This is a genomic window from Butyrivibrio sp. VCD2006 (assembly GCF_000423925.1).
Classification (GTDB): domain Bacteria; phylum Bacillota; class Clostridia; order Lachnospirales; family Lachnospiraceae; genus Butyrivibrio.
The window spans coordinates 57,839-83,471 of record NZ_AUIX01000027.1 but is presented as its reverse complement, the minus strand read 5'-3'; the positions used below and the strand labels follow the sequence as shown (position 1 = coordinate 83,471).

General features: G+C 41.7%; 24 protein-coding genes. 1 reads left to right on the top strand and 23 read right to left on the bottom strand.

Going from position 1 to position 25,633, the window contains the following annotated elements:
- The 19 genes from G586_RS0111775 to G586_RS24990 form a co-directional block, all read right to left on the bottom strand.
- Nucleotides 1–265, bottom strand: a 265-nt coding sequence (locus tag G586_RS0111775; RefSeq protein ID WP_026527915.1) for a type II 3-dehydroquinate dehydratase, incomplete at its 3' end; no start/stop codon positions are given.
- A 10-nt stretch (nucleotides 266–275) separates the two neighbouring features.
- A complete protein-coding gene (locus tag G586_RS26595; protein WP_196811593.1) occupies nucleotides 276–1,664 on the bottom strand; it encodes a shikimate kinase in 1,389 nt (462 codons plus the stop codon).
- A 29-nt stretch (nucleotides 1,665–1,693) separates the two neighbouring features.
- Nucleotides 1,694–2,203, bottom strand: a complete 510-nt coding sequence (locus tag G586_RS0111765) for a YqeG family HAD IIIA-type phosphatase (RefSeq protein WP_026527913.1) — start codon at nucleotides 2,201–2,203, stop codon at nucleotides 1,694–1,696.
- Between the two features lie 100 nt (nucleotides 2,204–2,303).
- Nucleotides 2,304–2,720 carry a hypothetical protein gene (locus G586_RS0111760; protein WP_026527912.1) on the bottom strand — a complete coding sequence of 139 codons (417 nt, stop codon included), beginning with the start codon at nucleotides 2,718–2,720 and terminating at the stop codon, nucleotides 2,304–2,306.
- Nucleotides 2,721–2,845: 125 nt separating this feature from the next.
- Nucleotides 2,846–3,598, bottom strand: coding sequence for an ABC transporter ATP-binding protein (locus tag G586_RS0111755; RefSeq protein WP_026527911.1), 753 nt, complete (start codon nucleotides 3,596–3,598; stop codon nucleotides 2,846–2,848).
- 54 nt (nucleotides 3,599–3,652) lie between these two features.
- Nucleotides 3,653–4,453, bottom strand: a complete 801-nt coding sequence (locus tag G586_RS22820) for an ABC transporter ATP-binding protein (protein WP_051204756.1) — start codon at nucleotides 4,451–4,453, stop codon at nucleotides 3,653–3,655.
- A 39-nt stretch (nucleotides 4,454–4,492) separates the two neighbouring features.
- Nucleotides 4,493–5,335, bottom strand: a complete 843-nt coding sequence (locus G586_RS22815) for an ABC transporter permease (RefSeq protein WP_051204755.1) — start codon at nucleotides 5,333–5,335, stop codon at nucleotides 4,493–4,495.
- Nucleotides 5,335–6,267 carry an ABC transporter permease gene (locus tag G586_RS0111740; RefSeq protein WP_330363272.1) on the bottom strand — a complete coding sequence of 311 codons (933 nt, stop codon included), beginning with the start codon at nucleotides 6,265–6,267 and terminating at the stop codon, nucleotides 5,335–5,337. Before G586_RS0111740 ends, G586_RS22815 begins: the two co-directional genes overlap by 1 nt.
- Before the next feature lie 45 nt (nucleotides 6,268–6,312).
- Nucleotides 6,313–7,923 carry an ABC transporter substrate-binding protein gene (locus G586_RS0111735; protein WP_026527909.1) on the bottom strand — a complete coding sequence of 537 codons (1,611 nt, stop codon included), beginning with the start codon at nucleotides 7,921–7,923 and terminating at the stop codon, nucleotides 6,313–6,315.
- A 105-nt stretch (nucleotides 7,924–8,028) separates the two neighbouring features.
- Entirely contained in the window at nucleotides 8,029–8,535 is a 507-nt protein-coding gene (gene nrdR, locus G586_RS22810) for a transcriptional regulator NrdR (protein ID WP_035773135.1), read from the bottom strand.
- Between the two features lie 222 nt (nucleotides 8,536–8,757).
- Nucleotides 8,758–10,017 (bottom strand): cell division protein FtsZ, encoded by a 1,260-nt coding sequence (ftsZ, locus tag G586_RS0111725; protein WP_026527908.1) that lies wholly within the window; start codon nucleotides 10,015–10,017, stop codon nucleotides 8,758–8,760.
- Between the two features lie 78 nt (nucleotides 10,018–10,095).
- A complete protein-coding gene (locus G586_RS0111720; RefSeq protein WP_026527907.1) occupies nucleotides 10,096–10,893 on the bottom strand; it encodes a cell division protein FtsQ/DivIB in 798 nt (265 codons plus the stop codon).
- 49 nt (nucleotides 10,894–10,942) lie between these two features.
- Complete coding sequence (locus G586_RS0111715; RefSeq protein ID WP_081674337.1) at nucleotides 10,943–12,148, bottom strand: peptidoglycan glycosyltransferase FtsW; 1,206 nt, start codon at nucleotides 12,146–12,148, stop codon at nucleotides 10,943–10,945.
- Nucleotides 12,149–12,176: 28 nt separating this feature from the next.
- Nucleotides 12,177–13,547, bottom strand: coding sequence for a UDP-N-acetylmuramoyl-L-alanine--D-glutamate ligase (gene murD, locus G586_RS0111710; protein ID WP_035773134.1), 1,371 nt, complete (start codon nucleotides 13,545–13,547; stop codon nucleotides 12,177–12,179).
- A gap of 79 nt (nucleotides 13,548–13,626) precedes the next feature.
- Nucleotides 13,627–15,996, bottom strand: a complete 2,370-nt coding sequence (locus tag G586_RS22805) for a peptidoglycan D,D-transpeptidase FtsI family protein (protein ID WP_035773132.1) — start codon at nucleotides 15,994–15,996, stop codon at nucleotides 13,627–13,629.
- A 5-nt stretch (nucleotides 15,997–16,001) separates the two neighbouring features.
- Nucleotides 16,002–16,448 (bottom strand): cell division protein FtsL, encoded by a 447-nt coding sequence (locus G586_RS0111700; protein WP_026527904.1) that lies wholly within the window; start codon nucleotides 16,446–16,448, stop codon nucleotides 16,002–16,004.
- Between the two features lie 33 nt (nucleotides 16,449–16,481).
- The gene (gene rsmH, locus G586_RS0111695; RefSeq protein ID WP_026527903.1) at nucleotides 16,482–17,426 is read right to left on the bottom strand and encodes a 16S rRNA (cytosine(1402)-N(4))-methyltransferase RsmH; all 945 of its coding nucleotides are present in this window, start codon (nucleotides 17,424–17,426) and stop codon (nucleotides 16,482–16,484) included.
- A gap of 117 nt (nucleotides 17,427–17,543) precedes the next feature.
- The gene (gene mraZ / locus G586_RS0111690) at nucleotides 17,544–17,984 is read right to left on the bottom strand and encodes a division/cell wall cluster transcriptional repressor MraZ (protein WP_035773129.1); all 441 of its coding nucleotides are present in this window, start codon (nucleotides 17,982–17,984) and stop codon (nucleotides 17,544–17,546) included.
- Between the two features lie 324 nt (nucleotides 17,985–18,308).
- Nucleotides 18,309–19,118 carry a hypothetical protein gene (locus tag G586_RS24990; RefSeq protein ID WP_051204754.1) on the bottom strand — a complete coding sequence of 270 codons (810 nt, stop codon included), beginning with the start codon at nucleotides 19,116–19,118 and terminating at the stop codon, nucleotides 18,309–18,311.
- Nucleotides 19,119–19,435: 317 nt separating this feature from the next.
- Between G586_RS24990 and G586_RS22795 the strand changes: the two genes are divergently transcribed.
- Entirely contained in the window at nucleotides 19,436–20,134 is a 699-nt protein-coding gene (locus G586_RS22795) for a pyridoxal-dependent decarboxylase (protein ID WP_196811592.1), read from the top strand.
- Between the two features lie 139 nt (nucleotides 20,135–20,273).
- Here G586_RS22795 and ychF read toward each other — a convergent pair whose 3' ends face one another.
- The 4 genes from ychF to G586_RS0111660 all read right to left on the bottom strand — a co-directional run bounded on the left by ychF (nucleotide 20,274) and on the right by G586_RS0111660 (nucleotide 25,560).
- Complete coding sequence (gene ychF / locus G586_RS0111675) at nucleotides 20,274–21,371, bottom strand: redox-regulated ATPase YchF (protein ID WP_026527901.1); 1,098 nt, start codon at nucleotides 21,369–21,371, stop codon at nucleotides 20,274–20,276.
- 355 nt (nucleotides 21,372–21,726) lie between these two features.
- On the bottom strand, nucleotides 21,727–23,262 hold the full coding sequence (locus G586_RS0111670) for a methyl-accepting chemotaxis protein (protein ID WP_026527900.1): 1,536 nt from the start codon (nucleotides 23,260–23,262) through the stop codon (nucleotides 21,727–21,729).
- Between the two features lie 247 nt (nucleotides 23,263–23,509).
- On the bottom strand, nucleotides 23,510–23,950 hold the full coding sequence (locus G586_RS0111665) for an NUDIX domain-containing protein (RefSeq protein WP_051204752.1): 441 nt from the start codon (nucleotides 23,948–23,950) through the stop codon (nucleotides 23,510–23,512).
- An 89-nt stretch (nucleotides 23,951–24,039) separates the two neighbouring features.
- Nucleotides 24,040–25,560 (bottom strand): ASKHA domain-containing protein, encoded by a 1,521-nt coding sequence (locus G586_RS0111660; protein WP_026527898.1) that lies wholly within the window; start codon nucleotides 25,558–25,560, stop codon nucleotides 24,040–24,042.
- Between the last annotated feature and the right edge of the window lie 73 nt (nucleotides 25,561–25,633).

Below are 25,633 nucleotides of genomic sequence, written 5' to 3'. Positions count from 1 at the left end.
GAGCATCATGTATAGCATAGCTGTAATGTGTGTAAGCACCAGGGTTAATTACAATAGCTTCGGTACCGTTAAAATAAGCCTCCTGAAGCTTATCGATGATGGCTCCTTCGTGATTCGACTGCCACACCTCTATATCAGCGCCCGTGCTTTTGGCCTTCTCACTGATCATTCCAAGAAGATAATCATAATCTTCATTGCCATACACACTCTTCTCTCTTATTCCAAGAAAATTCAAATTGGGTCCATTGATTACAAGTATTTTCATACAAAGCTCCTCACAAAAGCATCTCTATTATCTCAGATGCAATATCATTAAGACTCTTAGAGTCGGTATCTATTTCGATATCAGCTGCCGCGGAGTAAACAGGCCTGCGCTGCTCCTGAATTTCCTTAATTCTCTCAAGTACATCCTCCGCCCTGAGTAGCGGCCTTGAATCATCATCCTTTACTCTATCGTAAACAGTCTCCGGTGTAGCCTTCAGAAAAATAACAGCTCCAAACTCATGTAAATATCTGCGGTTTTCCTCCCTGACAGGAAGTCCTCCACCAACAGAGAGTAGCGTACGGCTTCTTTGTCCCTCCGAAAGCCTCTTCACATAATCGGTTTCCATATCCCTGAACGCCTCTTCTCCCAGGGTATCAAAGATTTGGCTTATTGAGGTATTCTGCTCCTTCTCTATTTCGGCGTCAGTATCAATCATTTCATATCCAAGTATCCTGCAAAGTTCCTTACCGACTGAACTCTTACCACTTCCCATAAAGCCGGTAAGCACAATGTTCCTGCCCTCAAGGAGCTCAGAAAGAAGCTTGCCGTAAACAAACTCACATTCCTTGGGACTCACAGTGATATTGTTCCATTTTTCATATGCATCAACACCCTGATACAAAAGCATCTTAAGTCCTGATACACATACAGCTCCGGCATCACGGCAATACTGTAAAAATCTGGTGGTCAATGGTCTGTAAACCGCATCAAAACCGATCTTAACCATTTTATAAAATTCAGGATCCTCGATCACCGCCTTATCAGAATCGGGATAGAGCCCCACCTGCGTCATCTGCAGGCATATGTACTTTCTATCTACCGGAAGCTCTTTGTAAGCGCTAAGCTCCATGGGAATCGCAAGCTCTTTTCCCGCATAAGTGTTCACATCGCTGCAAAGCTGCTCTGCCCTCTCAAAGGTTCTGTTAAGTACGAATATCTCCTTCGCACCTTCATTAGCACATAGAAAAGCTGCCGGTCTTGCAACGCCTCCTGCCCCGAGTATCACAACAGATTCGCCTGCTAAATTAGTATTCTTCTCCTGAAGTGATCTGAGAAGTCCCGTATAATCAGTGTTGTAGCCCTTAAAGCCGGTTCCATCAGCTGTTCTTACAAGCGTATTGACAGCGCCAATCCTGCCTGCAACATCATCTATTTCCTTAAGATGAGGAATAACGGCACTTTTGTGCGGAATAGTCACATTGAGTCCAAGCAGATCAAGGGCAAGTGCCCCTCTGATAGCAGCTTCAACATCATTCTCTTTAACTTCAAACGGTACATATACCATGTCGGTATCCGTAAGCTCATTAAGAGTGTTATGAATTGCCGGTGACATTGTATGATGAACAGGATTGCCTATAAGTCCGCAAACTCTCGTGGTCCCCTTTATATCTTTTGCCATATCTTCCTCCGTATGTATTACCTGAGCTATCAGTCTGCGTTTCTCTTAAGATGGATTCTGTAAAAAAGAAGCACGATTGCTTCGAGCCTTCTCTTCAGAATAATCTGAATCTCTTCCTTCTTATCGATCTGATCAACAAGAATAGTATGAATTCCGGCCCTGTTTGCTCCCCAGACATCAGTGAAAATCTGATCTCCCACAAAAAGAGTATTCTCCGGGGTAGTCCCCATCATATCCATAGCCTTTAGATAACCTTTAAGAAGCGGTTTTCCGGCCTTATAGATATATTCCGACTCCACCGCCTGAGCAAACGGGCTTACTCTTGGCTCTTTATTGTTCGAAAGAAGAATAGTCTTATAACCAAGCTCATGAAGCTTCTCAAAGAGCTCAATCGCGCGTTCATCCGCAGGCGCACCATGCGGAACCAGAGTGTTATCAATATCAAAGATAACTCCCCTGAAGCCCTCATCATAAAATCTGTCAAATGGAATTGAATAAGTTGATTCCGAGGTCTCGCTCGGATATAGTAAATGTCTCATAGAGAAAACTATAACACAAAAGAAAGAGTAGGAAAAACCCTTTTTCCTACCCTTTTTGCTTCAATAATCTTTATACCGGTTAATTACGTTAACCATGAAATTATTTTCGTACTACAAGTCCATCCTCATCATTCATGATGACATCAGAACCTTTAGTCATATATCTGTTATTAACTGCTCCGCTTCCCACAAAGTACTGATATTCATGTAAAACGGAATCTTTCTGCATATCGGAAACTGCCTTGCGCATCACATTCGACTGTATCCCTCCAAGATTGGAAAGTCCTACAAGCGAATCGTCTCTATTCCCCAATGAGACCTTGATATCGCTGATGTTCGAATTTCTGCGTGGAGTTCTTTTTATCTCCTCAGAAACTGTTTCCTTTACAGGTGCGCCTTCATTCCCCCTAGGCTGCGGTGCCTGCTGTGGTCTTACCCCCTGAACCTTATCCGGTGAAGTGATGGCCTCTTGATAGACTTTGCTAAGAACAGCATCGCCTCTTCCATCAATCCTCATGCCCCCTCCTTTCTCATACCATGTTATCATACATGAATCGGAGCTCTATTACAATCAAATTTCAATCGAGTAATATTTCGGCATGAAGTTAAAGATTCATTAGAGAATGGCAAAACTTTTCTCTATTATCTGATTCCGGCCGCTTCTAAAAGCTGCATTGTATATTCACTTTTGGGATTTTTATAAACATCTTTCGGAACACCGTATTCTTTAATTATCCCCTCATGCATTACTGCGACATGATCACATATCTGATATATAACCCTAAGATCATGAGATATGAAAAGGATTGTAATTCCCATCTCTCTATGGAGTTCCTGTAATAGTTCAAGAATCTGAGCCTGAATGGTAACATCCAGCGCCGATACAGGCTCATCGGCAATAAGAATCTTCGGTGATTTCATCAGTGCAACACCAATGCTGACCCTCTGTCTTTGCCCGCCTGAGAGCTGAGAAGGATATCTGTCCAAAATATTCTCCTGAAGGCCAATCGCCTTCAGGATTTCCTTCGCTCTCTTTTTTCGCTCTTCCTTAGTCCAGGTTCTGGTTTTATCAGCTTTTAGAGGTTCCTCGAGAAGCCATCCGATCTTCTTTGAAGGATTAAGAGATGAATAGGGATCCTGAAAAACCATCTGAGGATCACCGTATTTCTGGATAAGCTCTCCCTCAATATCCTTATTCATTCCTACAATAGCCTTGGCAAAAGTCGACTTCCCGCAGCCGGACTCACCCGCAATCCCGAGTATCTCACCCTCGTATATATCGAGAGTAACACCTTTAAGAACCTGCTTCCTGTGCTGCCTGCTAAGTGGATTCTTTTTATGATCTTTGTAGTAAACCTTCAGGTCTTTTGCCTGAATCACTTTTTCCTGTTCCATATAAAATATCCCAATATCAGCTGAATTATTCAGCCGATGTCTCTCTGAACTCTCTTAAGAAAGATTGATCTGCGGAATTGCTGCAATAAGCTTTCTTGTATATCCCATCTGAGGCTTCCTGAAAATATCTTCAACATTTCCGTTCTCAACTATGTTACCCTTCTGCATAACTATAACTCTTTGGCACAACTGCCTTATCAAAGACAGATCGTGAGAAATGAATATAATCGCTGTTCCCTTGTCTTTGTTCATCTGTCTAAGAAGATTTACTATCTGCGCCTGAATAGTCACGTCAAGAGCTGTTGTAGGCTCATCAGCGATAAGAATCTTCGGCTCTCCTATCATGGCTGCAGCGATCATAACTCTCTGCCGCATTCCGCCAGATAGTTCATGGGGATACATGTTGTATACATGTTCCGCATCCCTTAGCCCAACTGCCTCCATCATTTCAATCGCCCGGCGCTTTCTCTCCTTCTTATCAATCTCTTTATGATGTATTCTTAAAGATTCCTCAACCTGCCATCCAATCTTTTTCACAGGATTAAGTGAGGTCATCGGCTCCTGAAAAATCATTGAAATCTCATCACCCTGATATGACCTAAGCGTCTTTCTGTCACATGATAAAAGATCAGTACCATCAAACATGATCTTACCCTTTTTAGTAAGTGCATGCCTTTTCAAAAGACCTGCTATGGCAAGGGCGCTCATGCTTTTTCCGGAACCTGATTCGCCAACTATTCCAACAATCTCACCGGCCTCAAGCATCAGGTCAAAGTCCTCAACCACTGTCTCCGGTAAATCGTGATCATGAAACTCTATATGAAGATCCGTAACATCAAGAATTATATTTCCCATCCATAATTCCTCTTTTGGTGGCAAAACCCAAGACCACCATTATTTATTCTCCGGTATTCTTTTTATTCCCTCTCCAAGGAATGAAAATCCCAAAACCATCAGTACAATAACAAGACCTATACTGATAACATAGCTGGGTCTTTTAAAAAGATAGCTCTGTGCATCCGAAAGCATTTTTCCAAGACTTGCATAGGGAGGCTGTGAGCCTATTCCCAAAAAGCTGAGGCCTGCTTCGGCAAGCACAGCGTTGTTAAAGCCTATCATTACCGATGACAACAATACTCCAACGATGTTGGGTAATATATGAACAAAAATAATTCTGATGTCAGACACACCCTGGAGCCTTGCCACCTCAACATAATCCATGTTGCGGCATCTTAAGAATTCACCTCTTACAATACGGGCAAAGCTTGGAATGAATGAAATTCCAAGAGCGACTGCGACCTGGTACATGCCGGTTCCAAAGAGACTCACAAAAACCAATGAAAGCAGGATGCTTGGAAATGCCAGCATTGCATCAATTATTCTCATAGTGACCTCTCCGAACATTCCGCCGTAATATCCGGCAAGTGCACCGATAATTGTACCTACGCCAGCGCCGATGATAATAGTGAACGTTGCGATCACAACGGTAATTCTGCTTCCATACATAACTCTGCTAAAGACATCTCGGCCCATGTTATCCGTACCCATGATATGTCTTAGGGATATGCCCTGCATCTTAGCTGATGCATCCATTTTTGTCGGGTCGTAGGGAGTATAAAACAATCCGACTATTACCATTAAAAGGATCAGTCCCGTCAGAATGACGCCCATAAGCAGGTAGGTATTCCTCTCTCCGGTGGCTTTATTCTTTTTGAAAAGTGAAAGAAACCTCTTCATTAGCTCTCCACCTCGATTCTGGGATTAATAATTCTATAAATGATATCAACAAGAAGATTTATGACCAGTACTATGATAGCTATTCCCATGATAATAGCTTCAACTACAGGATAATCTCTGTTGTTAATTGACGAAAGGAGTATGCGGCTGATTCCCGGAATTCCGAAAACCTGCTCAATAACTATACTTCCTGCGACCATATCAGCAAGGGCCATTCCCATAAAGGTCACTACAGGTATCATGGCATTCTTTAAAACATGTCTGTAAAGAACACCATTGGTAGTATTACCTCGGCTGTAAGCCGTTCTGGTATAGTCCTTCCCGGCTTCATCGATTACTGATCCGCGGAGCAGCTTCGTTGCCATCGCAGCCTTGGGTAGCGCTATAGCAAATGCCGGAAGTATCAGGTATTTTAAGAATTTTTCAAAATCTACTGTATATGAAACAAAACCGCCCGGCTGAAATACTCTCAGAATCACTCCGAAAACGAAGGTCAGTAGTATTCCTGAGAAAAACGGCGGAATCGCCATAATTATCTGATTGATGACTGAAATAACATGATCGATTATTCCATTCTCATATTTGGCAGTATAAATACCAAGAGGGATTGAGATAATAACCATGATTGCAAAAGACATTATCGCAAGAGTAAATGTGATCGGGATTTTCTCTGCGAGCATTCCTGTTACCGGAATCTTGTAGTCGTAGGAAATTCCCATATCTCCCTGTAAAAATGCAACAAACCATCGAAAATATCTTACAAGAATCGGGTCATTTAAGCCCATCTTTTCTCTATACTGAGCTATAAGCTCAGGTGTAGCCTCTGTTCCGAACATTCTTGTTACCGGATCTCCCGGAATCAGACTAAAAGCAAGGAACACGCACAAAGATACAACGAATAAAGTCAGCACCATGCTCAAAACTTTTTTCAATATATATCTCATATGCGTGTTCCTCGTAATATCTATTTTTTCTTTTTAGGACGCAGGCTTAAGCTTTGAATAATCCTGCGCGTACATAGGATAGAAAGTATATCCTGTAAATTTCTTGTTAAGTACTACAAATTCGGGAAGATCCTGAATGTAGACATTTGCTGCCGTCTCAGAAAGTATCCTCTCACACTCTTTATAATACTTTGTCTTTTCAGCATCATCAGCTGCCTTCACAGCTTTATCAAATGCTGCATCATAATCTGCACTATTGTAGTTGATGAAGTTGTTGTGTGCATCAGATCTAAATCTGCTAAGCAGTGCATAAGCGGTAAGTGTTGATGCATCTACACCGATAACCGTTGACTGGAAGTTACGATTAGTATAAACGTCATCGAGCCATGAATTCCATTCTACTTCCTGAATAGTAGCGTTTACACCTATCTGCTTAAACTCCTCCACAAGAACCTGCGCTGTATCAACGTGCTGTGTGTAGTTTGACGGAACAGTTATTGTAAAACTGAATCCATTCGGATAACCGGCTTCTGCAAGTAGTTCCTTAGCCTTATTCACATCCTGGTTATATGTTTCATTAAGGCTGGCATCAAAGTACTTACCAAATGAAGGGAACATACTACTTCCGATCTCAGTTCCTTTGCCGTCAGATACGAAGTCCATGATCTCCTGCGGGCTGATTGCATAGCAGAGTGCCTTACGAACAAGCTCATTATCAAAAGGTGCTTCTGCATTGTTAAGATACAGAGCCTGTACAAGATTCATTGTACCCTCATAAACAGCAAACTTATCTGAGAGCTGAGACATCTGAGCTGATGTCACTCTTGCGAACATATCAACAGATCCGCCCTCAAGGTCCATGACGATTGAATCAGCATTCGCCTCAACCTTAAGTGTTATGTCCTTAATATATGCCGGTTCTCCCCAATAATCATCAAACTTTGTAAGTATTACGTTTTCCTGAGGTGAACGGGATACAAACTTATACGGGCCTGTTCCTATAGGATTACCCTCAGTATCCTTATTTGAAGCAGGGATAATGGCAACTGTCATGTAGGCCAAAAACTCTGTGTCTGCTTCCTTAAGAGTCATTACTATTGTGGAATCATCCGCAATCTCAACACTCTCAATATTAGAAAATGCCGATATCAACGGATCTGTTCCATCGGTACCGGCATTACGCTCGATCGAATATTTGACATCCTCCGCCGTAACCGTGGAACCGTCGTGGAACTTGACTCCATCTCTTAATTTAAAGGTATAAGTCTTTCCATCTTCAGAAATTGAATACTCGCTGGCTATGGCAGGATTAAGATTACCATCCTGATCTGGCTTAACAAGTCCCTCGAAAATATTAAACAGCACTTCTCTGGTTCCGGCCGCCTGAGCGGTGTGCGGGTCCAAGCTGTCAATATCCTGCGGGATACCAATGGTAATCTTAGAAAGATTATCTGAAGCTGCAGTGCTATCAGCTGATTCCGTTTTACCGTCCTTATCAGAACTGGTTGATCCGGTAGCATTAATCACATCCGCAGTAGAATCCTCTGCCTTTTTACCTGAGCATCCGCTCATAGTAAGAGTCAGTGTCGTTAACACAACCAAAAGAGTAGAAAGTCCTCTCCTTCCAATACCTTTTTTTATCATGTTACAATCCTTCCTTTGTTTATTTAGTTTTCGAGATAAATAAAACTATACGGATAGATATATGGGATGTCAATAAAAAGCTGAATAAAGGATCAGGCAATCTGCTTATTTTAACAGAGGTGTATTTTTATCCGTAGAATCGGTTATAACTCCCTCTTCTTCCTTCTCAAGAACAATCTTAAGTTCATCCATGAAAGTATTTACATCCTTAAATTCACGATATACTGATGCGAATCTTACATAAGCAACAGGATCGAGATTTTTCATCTTATCCATGCAGAGCTCTCCGATTACACGACTGGGAATCTCCTTCTGCTCAAGATTAAACACCTCTGTCTCTACAGCATCGACAATACTTGTAATCTGCTGAGCACTTACAGGTCTCTTATGACACGCTCTGAGCACACCTGCCTCTATCTTCGCACGATTATAGGGCTCACGATTATTATCCTTCTTGATAACGATGAGAGGTATTGTCTCAACCTTCTCATAGGTCGTAAACCTTTTACCGCAGGAATCACAGACACGTCTGCGTCTGATGGATGTGTTTTCATCCGCAGGTCTTGAATCAATTACACGAGTGTTGTCTTTACCGCAAAAAGGACACTTCATAATGATAACCTTTCTGTGCTTCAAGCACATAAAAAATTATAGATATGTAACCATTTAGACAAATTACAACATTTTGGGCTCAGAAAAATAACCCACACAAGTTATTGTAACATTCTTAAACGCAATTATCCACAAAAAAATGCAGAATCTCGCGTAAAACAGGGAAAAAGCAGAAAAAAACAGCCACCTGATAATCAAGTGGCTGTTCTGAAAACTCATATATTATTTTTTCTGTAAGAAATCCGGTATTTTAAGACTCTTAGCTTCTACAGAGCTTCTAACCTCAGGAGTACGATTAAGTCCTGCTGTAGGTCTCTGAACAGGCTGTGAAATCTGAGGCTTCGGAGTCTGAACAACCTGAGCTGCACGTGATGTTAAAGTATCAATTGTAGGCTCCGGAGTAATCTGTACCTGAGGCTGTACCTGAGCCTGAGGCATTGCTGTAGGTGTAACCTGAGTAGCAGTAGGAACTGCTGTCTGAGGATTATGAACAGGCTGTGAAACCGGTTTCTGAATAGGTGCCGGATTAGCCTTATCATCAATACCTGTAGCAATAACTGTGATATTGCAGGTATCAGCCATTGACTCATCATACATAGCACCAAATATGATATTAACATCATCTCCTGCGAGATTTCTGATATAGTCTGAAGCTGTTGAAGCGTCCATAAGTGTGATATCACCGGATACATTGATGATAACATTGGATGCTCCGTCAATCTTAGTCTCAAGAAGAGGAGACTCAACCGCCATCTTAACAGCATCTGCAGCCTTATCATCACCCTTACCGGAACCGATACCGATATGAGCAATTCCCTTATCCTTCATAACTGTCTGAACATCAGCGAAGTCAAGGTTAATAACTGCAGGTACATTGATCAGATCTGTAATACCCTGTACTGCCTGCTGAAGAACCTCATCAGCCTTCTTAAGAGCATCGGGCATTGTTGTACGTCTGTCAACAATCTGAAGCAGCTTATCGTTAGGAATAACTATAAGAGTATCAACGTTGTTCTTAATTGTATTGATACCGGCAAGTGCGTTCTGCATACGTACGCGAGCCTCGAATGCGAAAGGCTTGGTAACTACACCTACGGTAAGAATACCCATATCTTTTGCAAGTTTAGCAACAACGGGAGCTGCACCTGTACCGGTACCACCACCCATTCCGCAAGTTACAAAAACCATGTCAGCGCCTTTAAGAGCTGCAGAAATCTCTTCCTGGCTCTCCTCAGCGGCCTTCTGACCGATTTCAGGCTTAGCTCCTGCACCAAGACCCTTGGTAAGCTTCTCACCAATCTGAAGAAGCTTAGGAGCTTTGCAAAGCTGCAAAGCCTGCTTATCTGTATTAATTCCGATGAATTCTACACCGGAAATATTTTCTTCTACCATTCTATTTACAGCGTTATTTCCTGCACCGCCAACCCCAACAACAATGATTTTGGCACCGGATTCTGCCTCATTCGACTTTAGTTCAAGCAAGATAGTGCTCCTCCTTCATAACCTAAAACTCCTACAAAGCATTTTATAATTATTTTATATAATTTACAACCTAGAATTTTAATTTTTCTCTTCAAAAGTAATGTTCTGAGTATTTGAATCATATTCTGACATTTCCAGAATACCGCTTTTTCCCTGGAGTTTCGGCAAAATGTATTGTAATTGTATAACTTTTTCATCTATGTTGTCATTAGTTCCAAGACTGACTTCAACATTTTCAAAATAAATATATAAATGAAAATTACTATCAAAAAATATTTTATCTGCACTCAGATCATACTTTTTTAATACTTGTGTCACATCAAGGATCTCAGAAAAGACGCTCTCATTTTCAACAGGCAGCTTTTCATGCAAAACAATGTAATCAAAGGTAAGTCCAAGCACCAGCGGAACTTCACTTGAAGGTTGCTCCGATGTCTCAACGACGATACCTTCTCTGTCAAAGAATATGTATCTGTCCAGATATTTAACATATCCCGCTATCGCTTTTTCGTAAACATTGATCCTTATGGTGTCGGGCGATAGTATCTCAACATCCATCTTCTCAATGAACGGAACTCCTGTTACCTCCTTGTTCCTGTATTTCAGGGAAAGGTAGATTGAATTTCTGTCGAGCTTATCAACCATGATCATATTCATGATTTCTTCGTCCGAGTAGTGAACATTGCCATCAACATACACATTAGTGATGGTATAGTTTTTGGCAAAATACGAAAAAGCGCAAAGCGCCGCAATCAGGATAACAACCGCCAATGCCCCTAAAATAAAAATACTCTTATGCAGAAAAAACAGCTCCCCAAAGCTCATTCGAGGAGCATGCATTCTTCTCTTTTTTACTTTTCTTCTCTTTTTAGCCATTTAAACAGAAATCCTTAAATACTTTAGTGTCAAAGGTCCCTCTGTCAGCTCAGACCTCAATATGTCTAGCCACATTAAACACAATTCCTATCTCTGTGAGAAGGAAAAGTACTGCTGTACCACCATAGCTTATGAACGGAAGTGTGATTCCGGTGTTGGGAATAGTATTGGTCACAACAGCTATGTTTAGAATAACCTGAATTGAAATATGTGCCATAACGCCAATAACAAGAAGTGCGCCATACATATCCGGTGCATTCTGGGCAATGACCATCATTCTGTAGATCAGGATAATGAACATAAGCATAACCGCAATAGCCCCCACTATACCGAGCTCTTCGCAGATAATGGAAAAGATCATATCGTTTTGCGCCTCAGGAATGAAGCCAAGCTTTTGCATACTTTCGCCAAGGCCTTTTCCAAAGAGTCCGCCTGAGCCTATTGCATAAAGAGATTGAAGTGTCTGATATCCCTTATCATTCACATAAGCCTCGGGATCAAGCCATGCAAAAATACGGGCGAAACGATAGTTAAGGTTACTGTGGTAACCTGCTCTGATAACAAAAGCAATCACTGCGCCTGCTACAGCGCCTGCAGCCACTACAATAGCAACAAACCGCGCATAGCCCGGTGTTGAAACAAACAGCATAAGAAAGGCAATTCCAAATATAATAATTGCCGAACTAAGATTACTCGTAATCTTCCAAACCATCAGACAAACAGGAAGAGGTACCGCCAGTACCAACCAGAAAGCTTTTGGATTGGTTATATTTTTACTAAGCTTACTGATAAAGGTTGCAAGAACTATGATCATTGCGAGCTTTGCAACTTCCGCAGGCTGAACCGAAACGCCGCCGATTTTGATCCATCTTGAAGCTTTATTGATAGTCATTCCCCAAGGGGTTTTTACAAGAAGTATCAAAACCATCGAAAGCACGTATACAAACGTTGAAATACGTTTGTAAAACTGATATGGAATCCTTGATACCACAACCATCACTCCAACACCAAGTATAGTCGGAACCAGTTGATGCTTTAGATAATATGCGGAATCATGCTTTTTTAGAGTAGCCTCATATGAACTTGTTGAATAGAGCATAACAAGACCGAATACAAGCAAAAACAGTACAACAAAGACCATGCTATAGTCCACATATGTCTCCTTTTTCACTTTCTTTTTCGGTCTGGCAGTTTCCATACCACGGGCAGAAAATGAATCATTTCTTGCCATTCTTCCTCTTCCCGATCCTGCCATTCTTGCAGTCTCCATAAAATTCCCCCTTTTACAGACTATTTACATAGTCTTTGAACTGTTGTCCCCTCACTTCATAGCTTGGGAACATATCCCAGCTTGCGCATGCAGGTGAAAGCAAAACCGCCTCGCCTGATACAGCATTATCACTACAGAATTTTAATGCCTCTTCATAGGTATCCATGAAAATATAATCATTGAACCCATGCTTTTTAGCACATTCCGCTATTTTTTCCTTTGTAACTCCGATGAGCACAAGCTTTTTAACCTTACCGTCAAAAGCCTCGATCCACTCATCATATTCGCTGCCCTTGTCATATCCTCCGCCAATAAGGTAAGTGGGCTTACACATAGCCTTGATTCCCTGAATGGCAGCATCGGGATTCGTACCCTTTGAATCATTGTAATAGTCAACACCATTCTTGGTAGCAACAAATTCTATACGATGCTCAACAGCCTTAAATGAGCGGACAACACCAAGGATAGTCTCCATTGGCACACCCATGGCAAGCCCCATTGCTATGGCCGCCATAACATTTTCATAATTACAGGTTCCGACAAGGTTCATTTCGTGAACATTCATAACCTTCCTGGCATCTCCATCCTTGGCGAGCATAATATCTTCACCATCGAGATAAAAACCGTCAGAAAGCTTTTGGGAGGATGAAAAGAATACCACGTGTGCAGGGCATCTCTCACCAAAATCCCTTGTATACTCATTGTCATAGTTGAGTACGCAGGTATCGTCCTTCGTCTGATTATTTGCAATATTCTCCTTCATGGATGCATAGCATTCCATTGTGTGATGTCTGTTCAGATGATCAGGAGTGATATTTAAAATAGCTGAAACCTTCGCATGGAAGTTTTCAACAGCCTCAAGCTGAAAACTACTAATCTCGCCTATGGATACCGTCTCATCGGTCATTTCAAGAGCTCTTTCAGCATATGAATATCCGATGTTACCAACAACATAAGTTGAGGCAAAATGCGCCTTCATAATCTCGCCAACAAGTGTAGTAGTCGTTGTCTTACCGTTGGTTCCTGTTATGGCAACCAGAGTTCCCTTTGCAAAATTGAAAGCAAGCTCAATCTCACTCCAAATCGGGAGTCCGGCATTTTTCAGTCTGAGCATAAGCGCTGAATCCAAAGGAACTGCGGGACTTGGTACTACAAGTACAATCTCGCTTATCTTATCCTCCGGAAGCTCTCCGATTATTATCTCAGGCTCTGCTCCTTCATAGCCCTCGAGCTTAGTCTTTACAGCCTCTTTAGTGACCTTTGTATTTTCATCAAAAATGACCGGACTTGCTCCAACCTTTCCAAGGAGCTTTGCGCTTCCAATACCGGAAATTCCGGTTCCAATAACTAATACCTTTTTACCGATTATGTCTTTAGCTTTCATAGCATTCCTTCTTTTAATTCTTTATGATGTGTAATTCCAGTTGTGTTTTTGCAAAATATACGATAATTCTTCCAGATTATTAGTAGCCTTCTTCTCCAGTACCGGTAGGAACGTTATCCGGAAGGCCATCGCCCTCTAACGGATGTCCGTCCTCAGGACTGACAAGACCACCTGTATCCGGGTCAATATAATACCCCGTTTCAGGGTCAATTTCAAACGACTTCCATACAGGCTCAGTGTTTTCATCCTCAGGGATTTTCTCCCAAATACTGTCCTCACCAAGCTCTCCTCTGGCATCACCGCCGGAAACCTCCCCCTCTGCATCATCAACCATGACAGGATTACCATCCTCGTCAAGGACAGGATTGCCATCTTCATCAAGTAGTATGTCGCCTTCCTCAGCAGTTATAGGATTACCGTTTTCATCCAGAAGCGGATTGCCGTTTTCATCAACTGTAGCTTCTGTTTTCTTGGCAGCCGCCATCATGATTTCCTGTTCACGAAGAGCATCCAGTTCAGCCTGTTCCTCTTCTGTCACAGGCTCAGTCATAGGTATGTTGAGGTAAGGAAGTGCCTCTGTAAGCACCTTCTTTACAACTCTTGTAGCAAACTTGGCATCTGCCTGGTCCCTTGCGTTAGGTCTGTCTACTACTACATAAATTGCAATTTTAGGATCATCTGCAGGCGCATATCCCATAAAGGAAACAACGTACTGCTGATTCTTACGCGGAATAGTCTCGGCTGTTCCTGTTTTGCCGCCAATCATATAGCCCGCAGGTCTTGCGGTTTTACCAGTACCCTCTTCTCCTGCAACAACCTGATTGCAGTACTGGATGATCTTCTTGGATGTCGACTCAGAAATCGTCTGTCTGAGCACTCTGGGCTCAATACTCTTGATTGTGGCCCCTGATGAATTCTGTATCTTCTTAACAACGTGAGGCTCGTAAAAATTACCGCCGTTTACAAGTGAGCTGAATGCTGAAATCATCTCGATCATATCAACGTTAAAGCCCTGTCCGAAGGTACCTGTTGCAAGCTCTGATGATCCCATATCCTCTGCGCTATAGGTTAGCCCTTCTGTTCTGGCTTCACCCGCAAGATCGATATTTGTTTTAAGACCAAATCCAAATGTCTTTTGGAATTTTGCAAAGGTATCGGAACCGATGACCTGTCCAATTTTCATCATAGCTACGTTACAGGAAATCTCAATACCTCTTTCAACCGACACAGCTCCATCACCATATCTGTTATGGCAATAAATCTCATGTCCGCCTATATCCATCTTACCTGTACATTCGTAGACTTCATTACCGGTTATGCATCCGGCCTCAATGCCTGTAGCAACCGTGAAAGGCTTCGCTACTGAACCGGGCTCGTAAGTATCGGAAATGCAGAAATTTCTCCAAAGTGCATTGAAGTTCCACATTTTTTCCTCATCACTCATCTCATCGAGCATCTCCTGAGTGATGTACACACCGGAATCAAGCACGCTCTCGCCTGCTATTTTCAAACCTCTCTCATCAACCCTGGGCATTCCGATCAGATTGTCGGTATTCTTCGTATCGTTGAGGTCAAACTTAGGATAGCTTGCCATAGCGAGGACATCACCATTATTTACGTCCATAACCACGCAGCCGATATTATTTGCGCCGTTACCTTCGCGAAAAGCATCCTTGTAGGTATCATTGAATTCCTGAAGGTACTTCTCAACAATAGACTGAAGATTACCGTCTATTGTGGTAACAATGCTGTTACCATCAGTTGCAGGAATTGTGGTTCGCTCAAGATTGGAATCCTCATCCAGATAACCGTAAATTCGTCCATTACTTCCGCTGAGGACATCATTGTAATACTCCTCCAGACCGAAAACTCCATTGTTATCACTTGTCGTAAATCCGATAACATCACATGCCATCGAACCATTTGGATACTTTCTTATGTAGTTTTCCTCAAACCAGACACCCTGAATCCGCTGATCAAAGGTTTCACTTCCAGGAGTTATTAATCCCTGGAATTCACTGATTTCATCATAGCTGCGCTGTTTTGACAGAATATAATACTGTGAATCGGGATGGTCCGTGATGTAATTTCTAATCTCGCCTTCCTCAAAGCCAAAGCATCTGACAAGGGCGGATACTGTGGGCTCTAAGTACTCCTCCTTAGAAAGGATAAGCTTCGCATCAAGGATTATGTTATAAACCTTCTCACTATAAGCAAGTACGGTCCCGTTAGCATCAAGTATCTCTCCTCTTCTATATGGAATGGTTGTTGAATCATACTTTTGCTGGGATAAAACCTGCTTTTCATACTCCTTGCCATTGTCCCTGTTTATAAGTATCAATCTGATACTCAAACCAACAAAAGCTGTCAGTACTATCATAAACAGCACTAACAGCTTCTTTTTCATTCCTATTGTAAATTTTTGTGCCTTACTTCTTTTAGTTCTCATAGCATTTAGTTTCCATCCGGTATGGGAGCCACCTGTCTCACATAATCGTTTCCGCTACCGCCGGAATATGACACGATCTGACCATCTGTTGCATAGGTCATACCGTACTCCCCTATCGCAATACGCTTAATCTCCTCCAAATCAAGACTGCTTACAGCCTTGTTATACGCTTCGTCATTGTCCTGCCTGAGAGTGTTAAGCTGTGCTTCCAAATTAGAAACTTCCTTAACACTTGAAGTGATATCTGACTGAAGAGTAATATACCAAGTTAGTATAATACCTGTAGCCAAAACTGCAAGTGACAAAAATAACAAATATCCAAAGCTCATGCGGTGAGCGCGTCTGTCAGCCTGTGTGCGTTTGAGCTCGTGGAGAGGCATTTCACTTCTCGTCTGTCTCCCGGGGTTATTTAATTTTCTTGCGGTATTACCGTAAACATATCTCTTTTCCATAACCTATTCCTCAAACACTAAAAATACCCATTGCTACTTTTCTTCTCTTCTTTCAAAAACTCTCAGCTTTGCACTGGCGCTTCTTGAGTTTTCCGAAAGCTCTTCTTCTGAAGGCAATATCGGTTTTCTTGTTATCACTTTTCCCTTGGACTTCTTGCCGCACACGCAGATTGGAATCTCAGGCGGGCAGGTGCAGGGATTTTCATTCTTTCTAAAGTTATTTTTTACTATTCTGTCCTCCAAGGAATGGAAGGTGATGACACATATCCTTCCACCCGGAGCGAGAAAATCTATCATTCCATCGAGCGAGTTTTCAAGGACATCAAGCTCTCTGTTGCAGGCAATCCTAAGTGCCTGGTAGGTTCTTTTCGAAGGATGTCCGCCCTTCTCTCTCATTCTTGCAGGAATCGCAGCCTTGATGATGTCGTTGAGCTCAAAGGTTGTTTCAATCCTTTTCTCACTTCTTCTTGCTACAATATGCTTTGCTATATTTTTAGCAAATTTATCTTCGCCGTAATTCTTAATAATATGGAATATCTCCATCTCCGAGAAATCATTGACTATATCTGCAGCAGTAAGTTCCTGTCTCTGATCCATTCTCATATCAAGAGGAGTGTCAAATCTGTAGGTAAAGCCTCTCTCTTCGTTATCCAGCTGAAACGATGAAACTCCAAGATCAAGAAGAATTCCATCCACTTTTTCTATTCCGAGTTCTCTTATTCTGCTTATTGCATTCTCATAGTTATCTCTGATGATCGTTATCTTATCCCCAAAGGGCTTAAGTCGTTCAGAAGCTGCTTTTATGGCATCTTCATCCTGATCGATTCCGATAAGTCTTCCTTTATCGGAAAGCTTCTCGGCAATATGGCTTGAATGACCGGCACCGCCCAGTGTTCCATCCACATAGATACCATCTGGATTAATATTCAGATTTTCTATGACTTCATTAAGAAGCACTGAGTAATGTTTGAATTCCATACTGCTCACTTTCTTTTGTATCAGAACGTTACGTGCCAGGAGTCTGCCTTAAACAGTTTTGAAATGCTTGTTTCTGCTTGCATGCGGTCAGGCTTAAAAATTTTGTGAACGCACGATTTAGATGCTCAAACCATACTCACTCATTTTTGCCGCGATGCTATCAATATCATCAAAAGTGGAAGCATCTTCCCACTTCTCCTTACTCCAGATTTCAACGCGGTTTCCGACACCTGCCACAACTGCTTCCTTATCAATTGCTGCATGCGTGAGCCAATTCGCTTTAAGAAGAATTCTTCCCTGCTTATCAAGCTCTACATCGTCGGCACCTGCCATGAAGAATCTGGCAATCATTCTGGCATCCTTAATATCCATGGGGAGGGCTTTAAGCTTCTCCTCAAAGGCATCCCATCCTTCCTGATCAAACGCAAAAAGACATCCATCAAAGCCTTTTGTAACAACGAACTGTTCTCCTAGCAGATCGCGAAACTTGGCCGGGATGATCAGTCGTCCTTTTGCATCGATTGAATGGCTGTATTCGCCTTTGTACGCCTTTCCCATTATTATCTACCACATTTCACCACTTTGTGACACTTTTCTCCACCTACATGTATAATATACCATTTTTTTGAATTTAACAACCTCTCCAAAGGGGCTGATTGACTGGATTTAGGCGCAAAAAAGCCTCCCATTATGCGGTGGGAGGCTCACCCATACAAGATATTGTGTTGATATGGTTTTCGATTGGTGTATATGGTGTTTGGGATGTTTTTTGGGGTAATTGGGAATTTTTTATAAAATCTAATTTGCTTTAAATTATGTTAGATATGACTGATTAGTGTGAGTTGGGGTGGGCTTAGTGAGTGCTGGATGTTTTGGCCCTAATCATCTTCCAAAATGCTTGGCTATAAATTTCTCAATAATCTTGGAATTCAATGGGATTTCCTCCGTCTCAGCAGTCACAAGCAGCTCTTCTCCAAGAAATATCCCGGACTCCTCATAATCTCTCAGCTTTTTTAAATTTTTTGAAACGTATTGGGGATCATCTACCTTGCCCAGATGCTCAAGAAAAACCACTCTGCGGGTTTTGGGATTAAGAATTGTAAAATCGGGATATCGAAGTTCTCCGGTATAAATCATCACAGGACATTCGTATCTATATGGGATTTTCTTTGAAAATAGAGCATTTGCAATCAGCTCTTCTGATTTGGATCTGACACGCTCACCTCTCATTGTTATATGAAAAGGAACGCCCTCCTTTATTGGCTTTGGCACAAATGCCATTTTCTGCCATGATTCAGAAAACTCCTCATCCGTCATCTCTGCCAAATCAAGCTTATCCTTTATATCTATTGTAAAACCGGCAGAAACCTCTCTTGTCTTAGAATTATATTTTTTCAAAAAGCTTCTGATAGGCTTAAGTTCCGCTTCAGCTGCGGCCACAAATTTCATATCATATCGTTTTTGTGCCAGAGATCTGATTAGTCCAATGTCGCTTTTATGGATATATGTACCGTTTGTCTCACCCTTTAATCTTCTGTAGTACTGCTTTCTAGCACCTTTGGAAATAATTTTAAGATCTCCTTCCGGCGCCTTACAAATCCGCTTTTTTCTTTTTATTATTTCACTTGAGAGAAACCTTTCTCTTTCCACGATTTGCTCAAAAAAATCTGTTTTTTCCAATGTTTTCTGCATCATATTCCTCCTGAAAAACATAGCAATAATGGACCGAATATGACTTCCCCACCACAACATACTCAGGTGCATTATTCATAAAGTATTGTGTGAAAATAGCATGCTGAACGCATACCGCTCGTCTGATAGACGACAAGAAATGATTATAACTTGATCTTGTAAAAAGTCAAGTCATAAAATATGTTAAAAATCAGAGCACTCCAAAATCTGAATCCCAAATTGCAAGTTATACTTTTCATTACGAATTATTTCTGCCACTGCATAGTTTTCTTTAGCTCAACGATAACTTTCCTTAAGCAATGCACATCTCTATTTATTTGATTTTTAGACTTCCCGAAGAATTTGAAAAAGCGTTAGTTCCCGGCAAACCGGCGCTTGTTGTTTATGCCATGGGAACCACTTTCAAAGGTGGTATCGACGATCAGGAAAAGCTGAATGCTGTGCTTGCTAAATATCCTCAGATGGAAGTATACAGACATATTGATGCAGCGCTTTTCGGTGGTTACCTTCCTCATACAAAATATAAGGATGTTTTGAACCGCAACATTCAGCCCTATGACTCTATAGCTATCAGTGGCCATAAGTTTTTCGGAATGGATGAGCCTTCGGGACTTTTCATCACAACCAGAACTGTAAGGGATAATCAGAATCCATATTCTGTGTCTTACTTAAATGCCACCATGCCCATGATAAACTGCTCGCGTTCAGCAACATCGCCCATAAAACTCTGGTGGATCATCAATCATACAACAAAGGAAGATTTTGCAGCTCAGGCAACCCAAATTCTTGATCGCGCAGAATGGCTTAAAAGCGAATTTGATAAAATAGGCTGGCCTGCGTGGCTTGAGCCTATGTCAAATACAGTATATTTCAAACGCCCATCAGAAGAAATTGCAAAAATGTACAATCTCGCACCCGATTACGATGAGCGGCTTGGCGGTGATTTATCACACATCGTTGTGATGCAGCATGTTACAGAAAACAGGCTAAGAGAATTCCTGGATTTACTTAAATAAACGCGAGTTGCAGGCTCAATAATGCCTTGCTGTTCCTGATTACCGCAGTACGCACTTCATATATAATGAAAAAGGACACTGATTTTCGAGTAAACCCGAATCAGTGTCCATATTTTTACTTTTTTGATGCTTTATCGGATCACACGTTGAATCTAAATAAGATTACATCGCCGTCCTGAACGACATATTCTTTACCTTCCATGCGGACAAGGCCCTTTTCTTTTGCGGCTGCAATGGAGCCTTCACGAAGAAGATCTTCATAATTGATTACTTCAGCTTTGATGAATCCACGCTCAAAATCTGTATGAATTTTACCTGCTGCCTGAGGTGCCTTTGTTCCGATTTTAATAGTCCAAGCTCTTGTCTCGTCCTCACCTGATGTAAGGAAGCTCATAAGTCCAAGAGTTCTGTAGCTTGCTGCGATAAGCTTATCAAGACCTGACTCTGTAAGACCAAGGCTCTCAAGGAACTCAGCCTTCTCATCAGCTTCAAGCTCGGAAATCTCAGCTTCAATCTGAGCGCTGATAACAAATACTTCGCTGCCTGACTTTGCTGCAAGCTCACGAACAGCTGCAACATACTGGTTAGAAGCACCATCATCTGCAAGATCATCATCCTTAACATTTGCTGCATAAATAACAGGCTTCCATGTGAGAAGATCATATGTATTCATAAGAGCCTTCTCATCCTCGTCGTCAAGCTCAAGCTCTCTTGCCATCTTACCTGACTCAAGAACCTCCTTGATCTTATTAAGAAGCTCAAGCTCCTTAGCTGCTGTCTTATCCATTCTTGCAGCCTTGGTTGTTTTTGCAATTCTTCTCTCAAGCACTTCAAGATCAGCAAATACAAGCTCAAGGTTGATTGTATCGATATCTCTGGCAGGATCAACGCTTCCGTCTACGTGTACAACGTTAGGATCCTCGAAGCATCTTACAACATGTACAATAGCATCTGTCTCACGAATGTTAGCAAGGAACTGGTTTCCAAGTCCTTCACCCTTAGATGCACCTTTAACAAGTCCTGCAATATCAACGAACTCGATTGTTGCAGGTGTAACCTTCTTGGAATTGTAGAGGTCTCCGAGGAGCTTAAGTCTCTTATCCGGTACTGCAACGATTCCCACATTAGGATCGATTGTTGCAAAAGGATAGTTTGCAGCAAGTGCTCCTGCGTTTGTAAGTGAATTAAAAAGGGTACTTTTTCCGACATTCGGAAGTCCCACGATTCCTAGTTTCATTTTCTATGTATCTCCTTCTAAAAATGCTTTATTTAAGCCATTTGTTATCTCAGCTTATTGTACCGAATACCACGCCGGGCACCATTTATCTATTATGACATAAAAATAGTCCTAACACAGCGAATATATATTACCATGTCAGGACGGATTTGTAAAAACATGCAGTGACTTTTCCGGCACAGCGCTGCATTAATTAACGCGGAATTTTCCGCTATACTCTTCTTCAGGAGTAAATACGGCGGCAGGTTATGACTCCTGCTTTACAATCGCCCTAAGGCGCAATTTCCTCGTATTAAATAAAAAAAGACTGTGCCCTCTTTTTTAGAAGGCACAGTCTTTTGACACTCACATCTTTTTAATTATTTAGAAGACGATTAATCTCATCAACCATGTCATTGATTGCACTAGCCTGCTGTGCAACATGCTCAGTATTTGTAGCATTATTTCCAGCCATGGTACTGATAGCCACAAACTGCTCGTTCTCACTTCTGATACTCTCTGCGATATTCTGGTTAATCTCAACAGTTTTTTTGATGATTTCTAACTGGCGTTTATGTGCCTCATTCATCTCTTCAATTGCATTAACCGAATCATTCAGCATTGTAGTCATTTCACTTATGTCGCCAAATACTGTCTTAAACTGTTCATTCTGTTCAGCAAGCTTATTGGCATTTATCTCAACCTGTCCTGTAATCTCTTCTACGTTCTTCTGAACTCTTTCAATTATTGCACCAACGTCCTTAAGTGAGCTCTGCGTGTTTTCTGCAAGCTTACCAACTTCAGTTGCTACAACAGCAAATCCCTTTCCAGCATCACCCGCTCTTGCGGCCTCAATTGAAGCATTAAGAGCAAGAAGACTTGTTGATGACGAAATTCCCTGAATAAGTTCAAGCGTTGTTCCAATTTCTTCTACTGCCTTTAGAAGTCTGTCTGCAATATCTGTTGTAACTGCCATAGAATCAGAAACTTCAGAATTTATTCCCTGAAGATCATTTAATGATTTCTCATTTTCTTTTGACTTCTTAAGAAGGTTGTCAGATGTCTTCTCAACAGTCTCAACATTTTCTTCTACAATGCTTGCGCAATCATTAAGCTCTGACAAGTTTGCCATACTCTCATCTGCTTTATTACCAAGAATATTACTGTTTTTAACAAGCTCATCACTTGTTGCTGATAGCTCTTCTGCTGAAGCGCTCTCACTTGATGAGATATCCAAAAGAGTTGTTCCTGCAGTTACCATCTTGGAAGATATTGAACGAACAGCATCCATAACACCTGTAACACGCCTGTTGTTCTCTTCAAGCTCATCCTTTTTGGCAGTAATCAAAAAGTGTGAAACAAAGAATAAGAACATTACAAGGCCGGCTAACGAAAGCACAAGGCCTACAACACACATGATTACATCTGTAATAAAGAGTTCGTCTTTTACTGGCAAAAGAGCTGTGCCTCTGACAAACCATGCAATAAACATAGAAACAATACAAATACTGCCGGTAACGGACAGTAGCTTAATATCCATAAAGAATCCGATAAGTATCAGGAAGAAACATAAAAATCCCCAGAATGTTCTGGTCGGAACCATGTAAATAATGTAGTTCCACTGAAGGATAAGAACAACTGAGCAGAAAATCTTTCCTATTTGAAGTTTTCCATCTTTTAAATATCCATCTTCATCAAATGAAGACTTAAGAATCAGCATTCCTGTAATAAAGAAACACACATCCATGATACCGAAAATTATTACTGCGATCCAAGGGATAACCTGATAAAAGCCAATTGTCTTTTCTACTATGAACATTGCTGTAGCAAACATACAGGCCGATACCAGTGCAGTAATACCCCATTTAAAAACCGCAGACAGGTATACTTCAAAAGCAGATTTTTTATTCATTGATAATTACCTCCTGAGATAAATGGTTTATGTTAACTAGATTACCACAACCATTTTACTAAATTCCGCAAATTCTCATAAGTAAATATCTCTTAAATTATTATTAAAAAACTCTGCGTTGAAATGAATTATTTATTTCACCTTGTATTACCTGTCTTTCCAGCATTTAATTGTATTCGTTATTTAAAATTTACTAAAATCCATTCACCTCTTGAGGACGAGGTTTGCGGCCTATTATGAGGAATAATTATTTCCTTTCCCATGCCTTTAGCATATTTGAAGCCATCTCAAAATCGCTTAAAGCATCTTCTCTGTCATAAGTGAAGTTCTCGGGTACTTCGTCAAAAAGCTCAATCTTTTCCATTTCGCTCTCGGGAAGTTCACCAAGAGAATTCACGATAGCAAGATAAAAACGTCCATTATTCCTATGGATTTCATCATCCCAAGGCTGCTCATAATCCCAGAGCGGGATGATCTCGCAGTCGGTAATTCCGGTTTCTTCATACAGCTCGCGTCTTGCTGCCTGCATCGCTGTTTCTCCCTGCTCTACATGGCCTCCCGGATTCTCGTAGCTTTTCCTTTTCTTATGCCAGCAAAATACCCATTTATTCTGGTACCTGGTTAGAACAACGACAAACTCAATATTATCAAGCTGCCCCAAAAAGAAATTCTTTTTTCTATATACCATATCTTCTCCCCAAAGCTTCCTTAGACCCACGATATTTATCTTGCCATATCACTCTTCTGTTTTTAGGCACACGATGCAGATAGCTCCGATCACATAGTTTCAAAGTACATCTGCTCCATGTATTTTTCCTGAAAGACTCCGCTATCAGCAAGACTGACCTCCTCTGAAGAGGAAGCAACCCTTATGAATCTGTCACGTATTCCTTCATCAAATGCATACAAAGCAGCACCCTTGAGCGATGTATTTCCCACAGCCTTGGTACGATTCAGAAGCTTTCTTGGAAGGAGTCCGATTGCGCAGGCTTTTTCCAGATTAATCTTCAAGCCAAAGCCCCCTGCCAAATAGAGTGTGTCTACCTGATCGTAACCAATTCCGTATGCCTGCAAAAGTGTTTCAAGTCCGGCTCTGATTGCAGCCTTTGCTAATTGAACCTCTCTTATATCCTTCTGTGTGAAAAAGACCTGATCTGCGATTCTGAAACCATCTTCATCTACAGCATCATCAAGAAGTCCAATATCATCGATAAGCTCCTCCTTTAGAAGCTCATAGACAATCTCAACAACACCCGAGCCGCAAAGTCCAACCGGGGTAAGACCTCCGATAGTTTCGTATTTTATAGCTCCCCTTTCGATAGTGATGCCGCTTATAGCTCCGGGGATCCCTGCAGTGCCACAGGAAATGTTTCCACCCTCAAAGGCAGGTCCAGCAGCAGTGCTTGCGACCATGATCTTATCTCTGTTTCCTATAGCCATCTCACCATTGGTGCCTAGGTCAATCAGAATGCAGGGCTTTTCAGACTGGTCCATTTTTGCTGCCACAATGCCGCTTACAATGTCAGCTCCCACATATGTACTTATGCCGGGAAGGAGTGTACAGCCTTCTATAGTTCTGCAGCTTATGTCCACAGGAGTATAAGGCGCTACGCCGAGAGTTTCACAGGAAAGCCCCTGCCATAGATGCTGCATGGTTGTGTTGGCGGTAATAATTTCAGGTACAGTTTCATCCACGCCAAGAGAAGATAAAAGATTTCTGATATCACTGTGTATCAATTCCTTAAGTTCAGCGCCGTTCCCCTGATTGGCTGCCTGAATTCTGGATATCACATCTGCGCCAAAGCTACGCTGATGGTTAACCCCTGTTACCGCTTTAATGATTTTTCTGCGGCCAGGATCAAGGAGTGCTGCCACCAGGGTGGTGGTACCAATATCTATAGCCACCACCGGATTACGAGGCATTACCTCCACATCGCTGTCCTCGATTGATGCAATCTCCTCAGTATCGCTGCCCTCGATTGATGCAATCTCCTCCGCATAGCTGCCCTTGATTGATGCAATCTCCATGGCATCATCCAAGTCATCCATCTCAACTGTGAAATCTCCGCTGACCTTTGTCTGACACGCAAGACGAATGCCCTCGCTCAGAGCCTTTTCTGATAAATGTTTCTTTTCTGTATCCGTCGGCTTTGGTGTATCAGAAATAAATCGTACCCTGCATTTTCCGCAGGTGCCAAGGCCACTGCAGTCAGCATGGATACGATATTCTTTCTCTCTCATGATTTCCAACAGACTTTTGCTTCCGTCGGAGCTGCCACAAAACCGTATCGTACTCATAGTAATTGTTAAATAAGTCCTCTCATTTGGTACTATCTATCCATATATTCCCATAATACCCTTTTAGTTGTCC

Coding starts and splice junctions, on each gene's coding strand:
- G586_RS0111760 (WP_026527912.1), bottom strand. CDS start 2,720: ATGAGGATTGATGGAAGAGGCGATGCTGTTCTTAGCAAAGTCTATCAA.
- G586_RS0111715 (WP_081674337.1), bottom strand. CDS start 12,148: ATGGCAGGATCGGGAAGAGGAAGAATGGCAAGAAATGATTCATTTTCT.
- G586_RS0111755 (WP_026527911.1), bottom strand. CDS start 3,598: ATGGAACAGGAAAAAGTGATTCAGGCAAAAGACCTGAAGGTTTACTAC.
- murD (WP_035773134.1), bottom strand. CDS start 13,547: ATGAAAGCTAAAGACATAATCGGTAAAAAGGTATTAGTTATTGGAACC.
- G586_RS24990 (WP_051204754.1), bottom strand. CDS start 19,118: ATGCAGAAAACATTGGAAAAAACAGATTTTTTTGAGCAAATCGTGGAA.
- G586_RS0111720 (WP_026527907.1), bottom strand. CDS start 10,893: ATGGCTAAAAAGAGAAGAAAAGTAAAAAAGAGAAGAATGCATGCTCCT.
- ychF (WP_026527901.1), bottom strand. CDS start 21,371: ATGAAACTAGGAATCGTGGGACTTCCGAATGTCGGAAAAAGTACCCTT.
- G586_RS0111735 (WP_026527909.1), bottom strand. CDS start 7,923: ATGATAAAAAAAGGTATTGGAAGGAGAGGACTTTCTACTCTTTTGGTT.
- mraZ (WP_035773129.1), bottom strand. CDS start 17,984: ATGGGAAAGGCGTACAAAGGCGAATACAGCCATTCAATCGATGCAAAA.
- G586_RS0111665 (WP_051204752.1), bottom strand. CDS start 23,950: ATGGTATATAGAAAAAAGAATTTCTTTTTGGGGCAGCTTGATAATATT.
- G586_RS26595 (WP_196811593.1), bottom strand. CDS start 1,664: ATGGCAAAAGATATAAAGGGGACCACGAGAGTTTGCGGACTTATAGGC.
- G586_RS0111700 (WP_026527904.1), bottom strand. CDS start 16,448: ATGGAAAAGAGATATGTTTACGGTAATACCGCAAGAAAATTAAATAAC.
- rsmH (WP_026527903.1), bottom strand. CDS start 17,426: ATGGAATTCAAACATTACTCAGTGCTTCTTAATGAAGTCATAGAAAAT.
- G586_RS0111765 (WP_026527913.1), bottom strand. CDS start 2,203: ATGAGACATTTACTATATCCGAGCGAGACCTCGGAATCAACTTATTCA.
- nrdR (WP_035773135.1), bottom strand. CDS start 8,535: ATGAAGTGTCCTTTTTGCGGTAAAGACAACACTCGTGTAATTGATTCA.
- G586_RS22805 (WP_035773132.1), bottom strand. CDS start 15,996: ATGAGAACTAAAAGAAGTAAGGCACAAAAATTTACAATAGGAATGAAA.
- G586_RS22820 (WP_051204756.1), bottom strand. CDS start 4,453: ATGGGAAATATAATTCTTGATGTTACGGATCTTCATATAGAGTTTCAT.
- G586_RS0111660 (WP_026527898.1), bottom strand. CDS start 25,560: ATGAGTACGATACGGTTTTGTGGCAGCTCCGACGGAAGCAAAAGTCTG.
- G586_RS22815 (WP_051204755.1), bottom strand. CDS start 5,335: ATGAAGAGGTTTCTTTCACTTTTCAAAAAGAATAAAGCCACCGGAGAG.
- G586_RS0111670 (WP_026527900.1), bottom strand. CDS start 23,262: ATGAATAAAAAATCTGCTTTTGAAGTATACCTGTCTGCGGTTTTTAAA.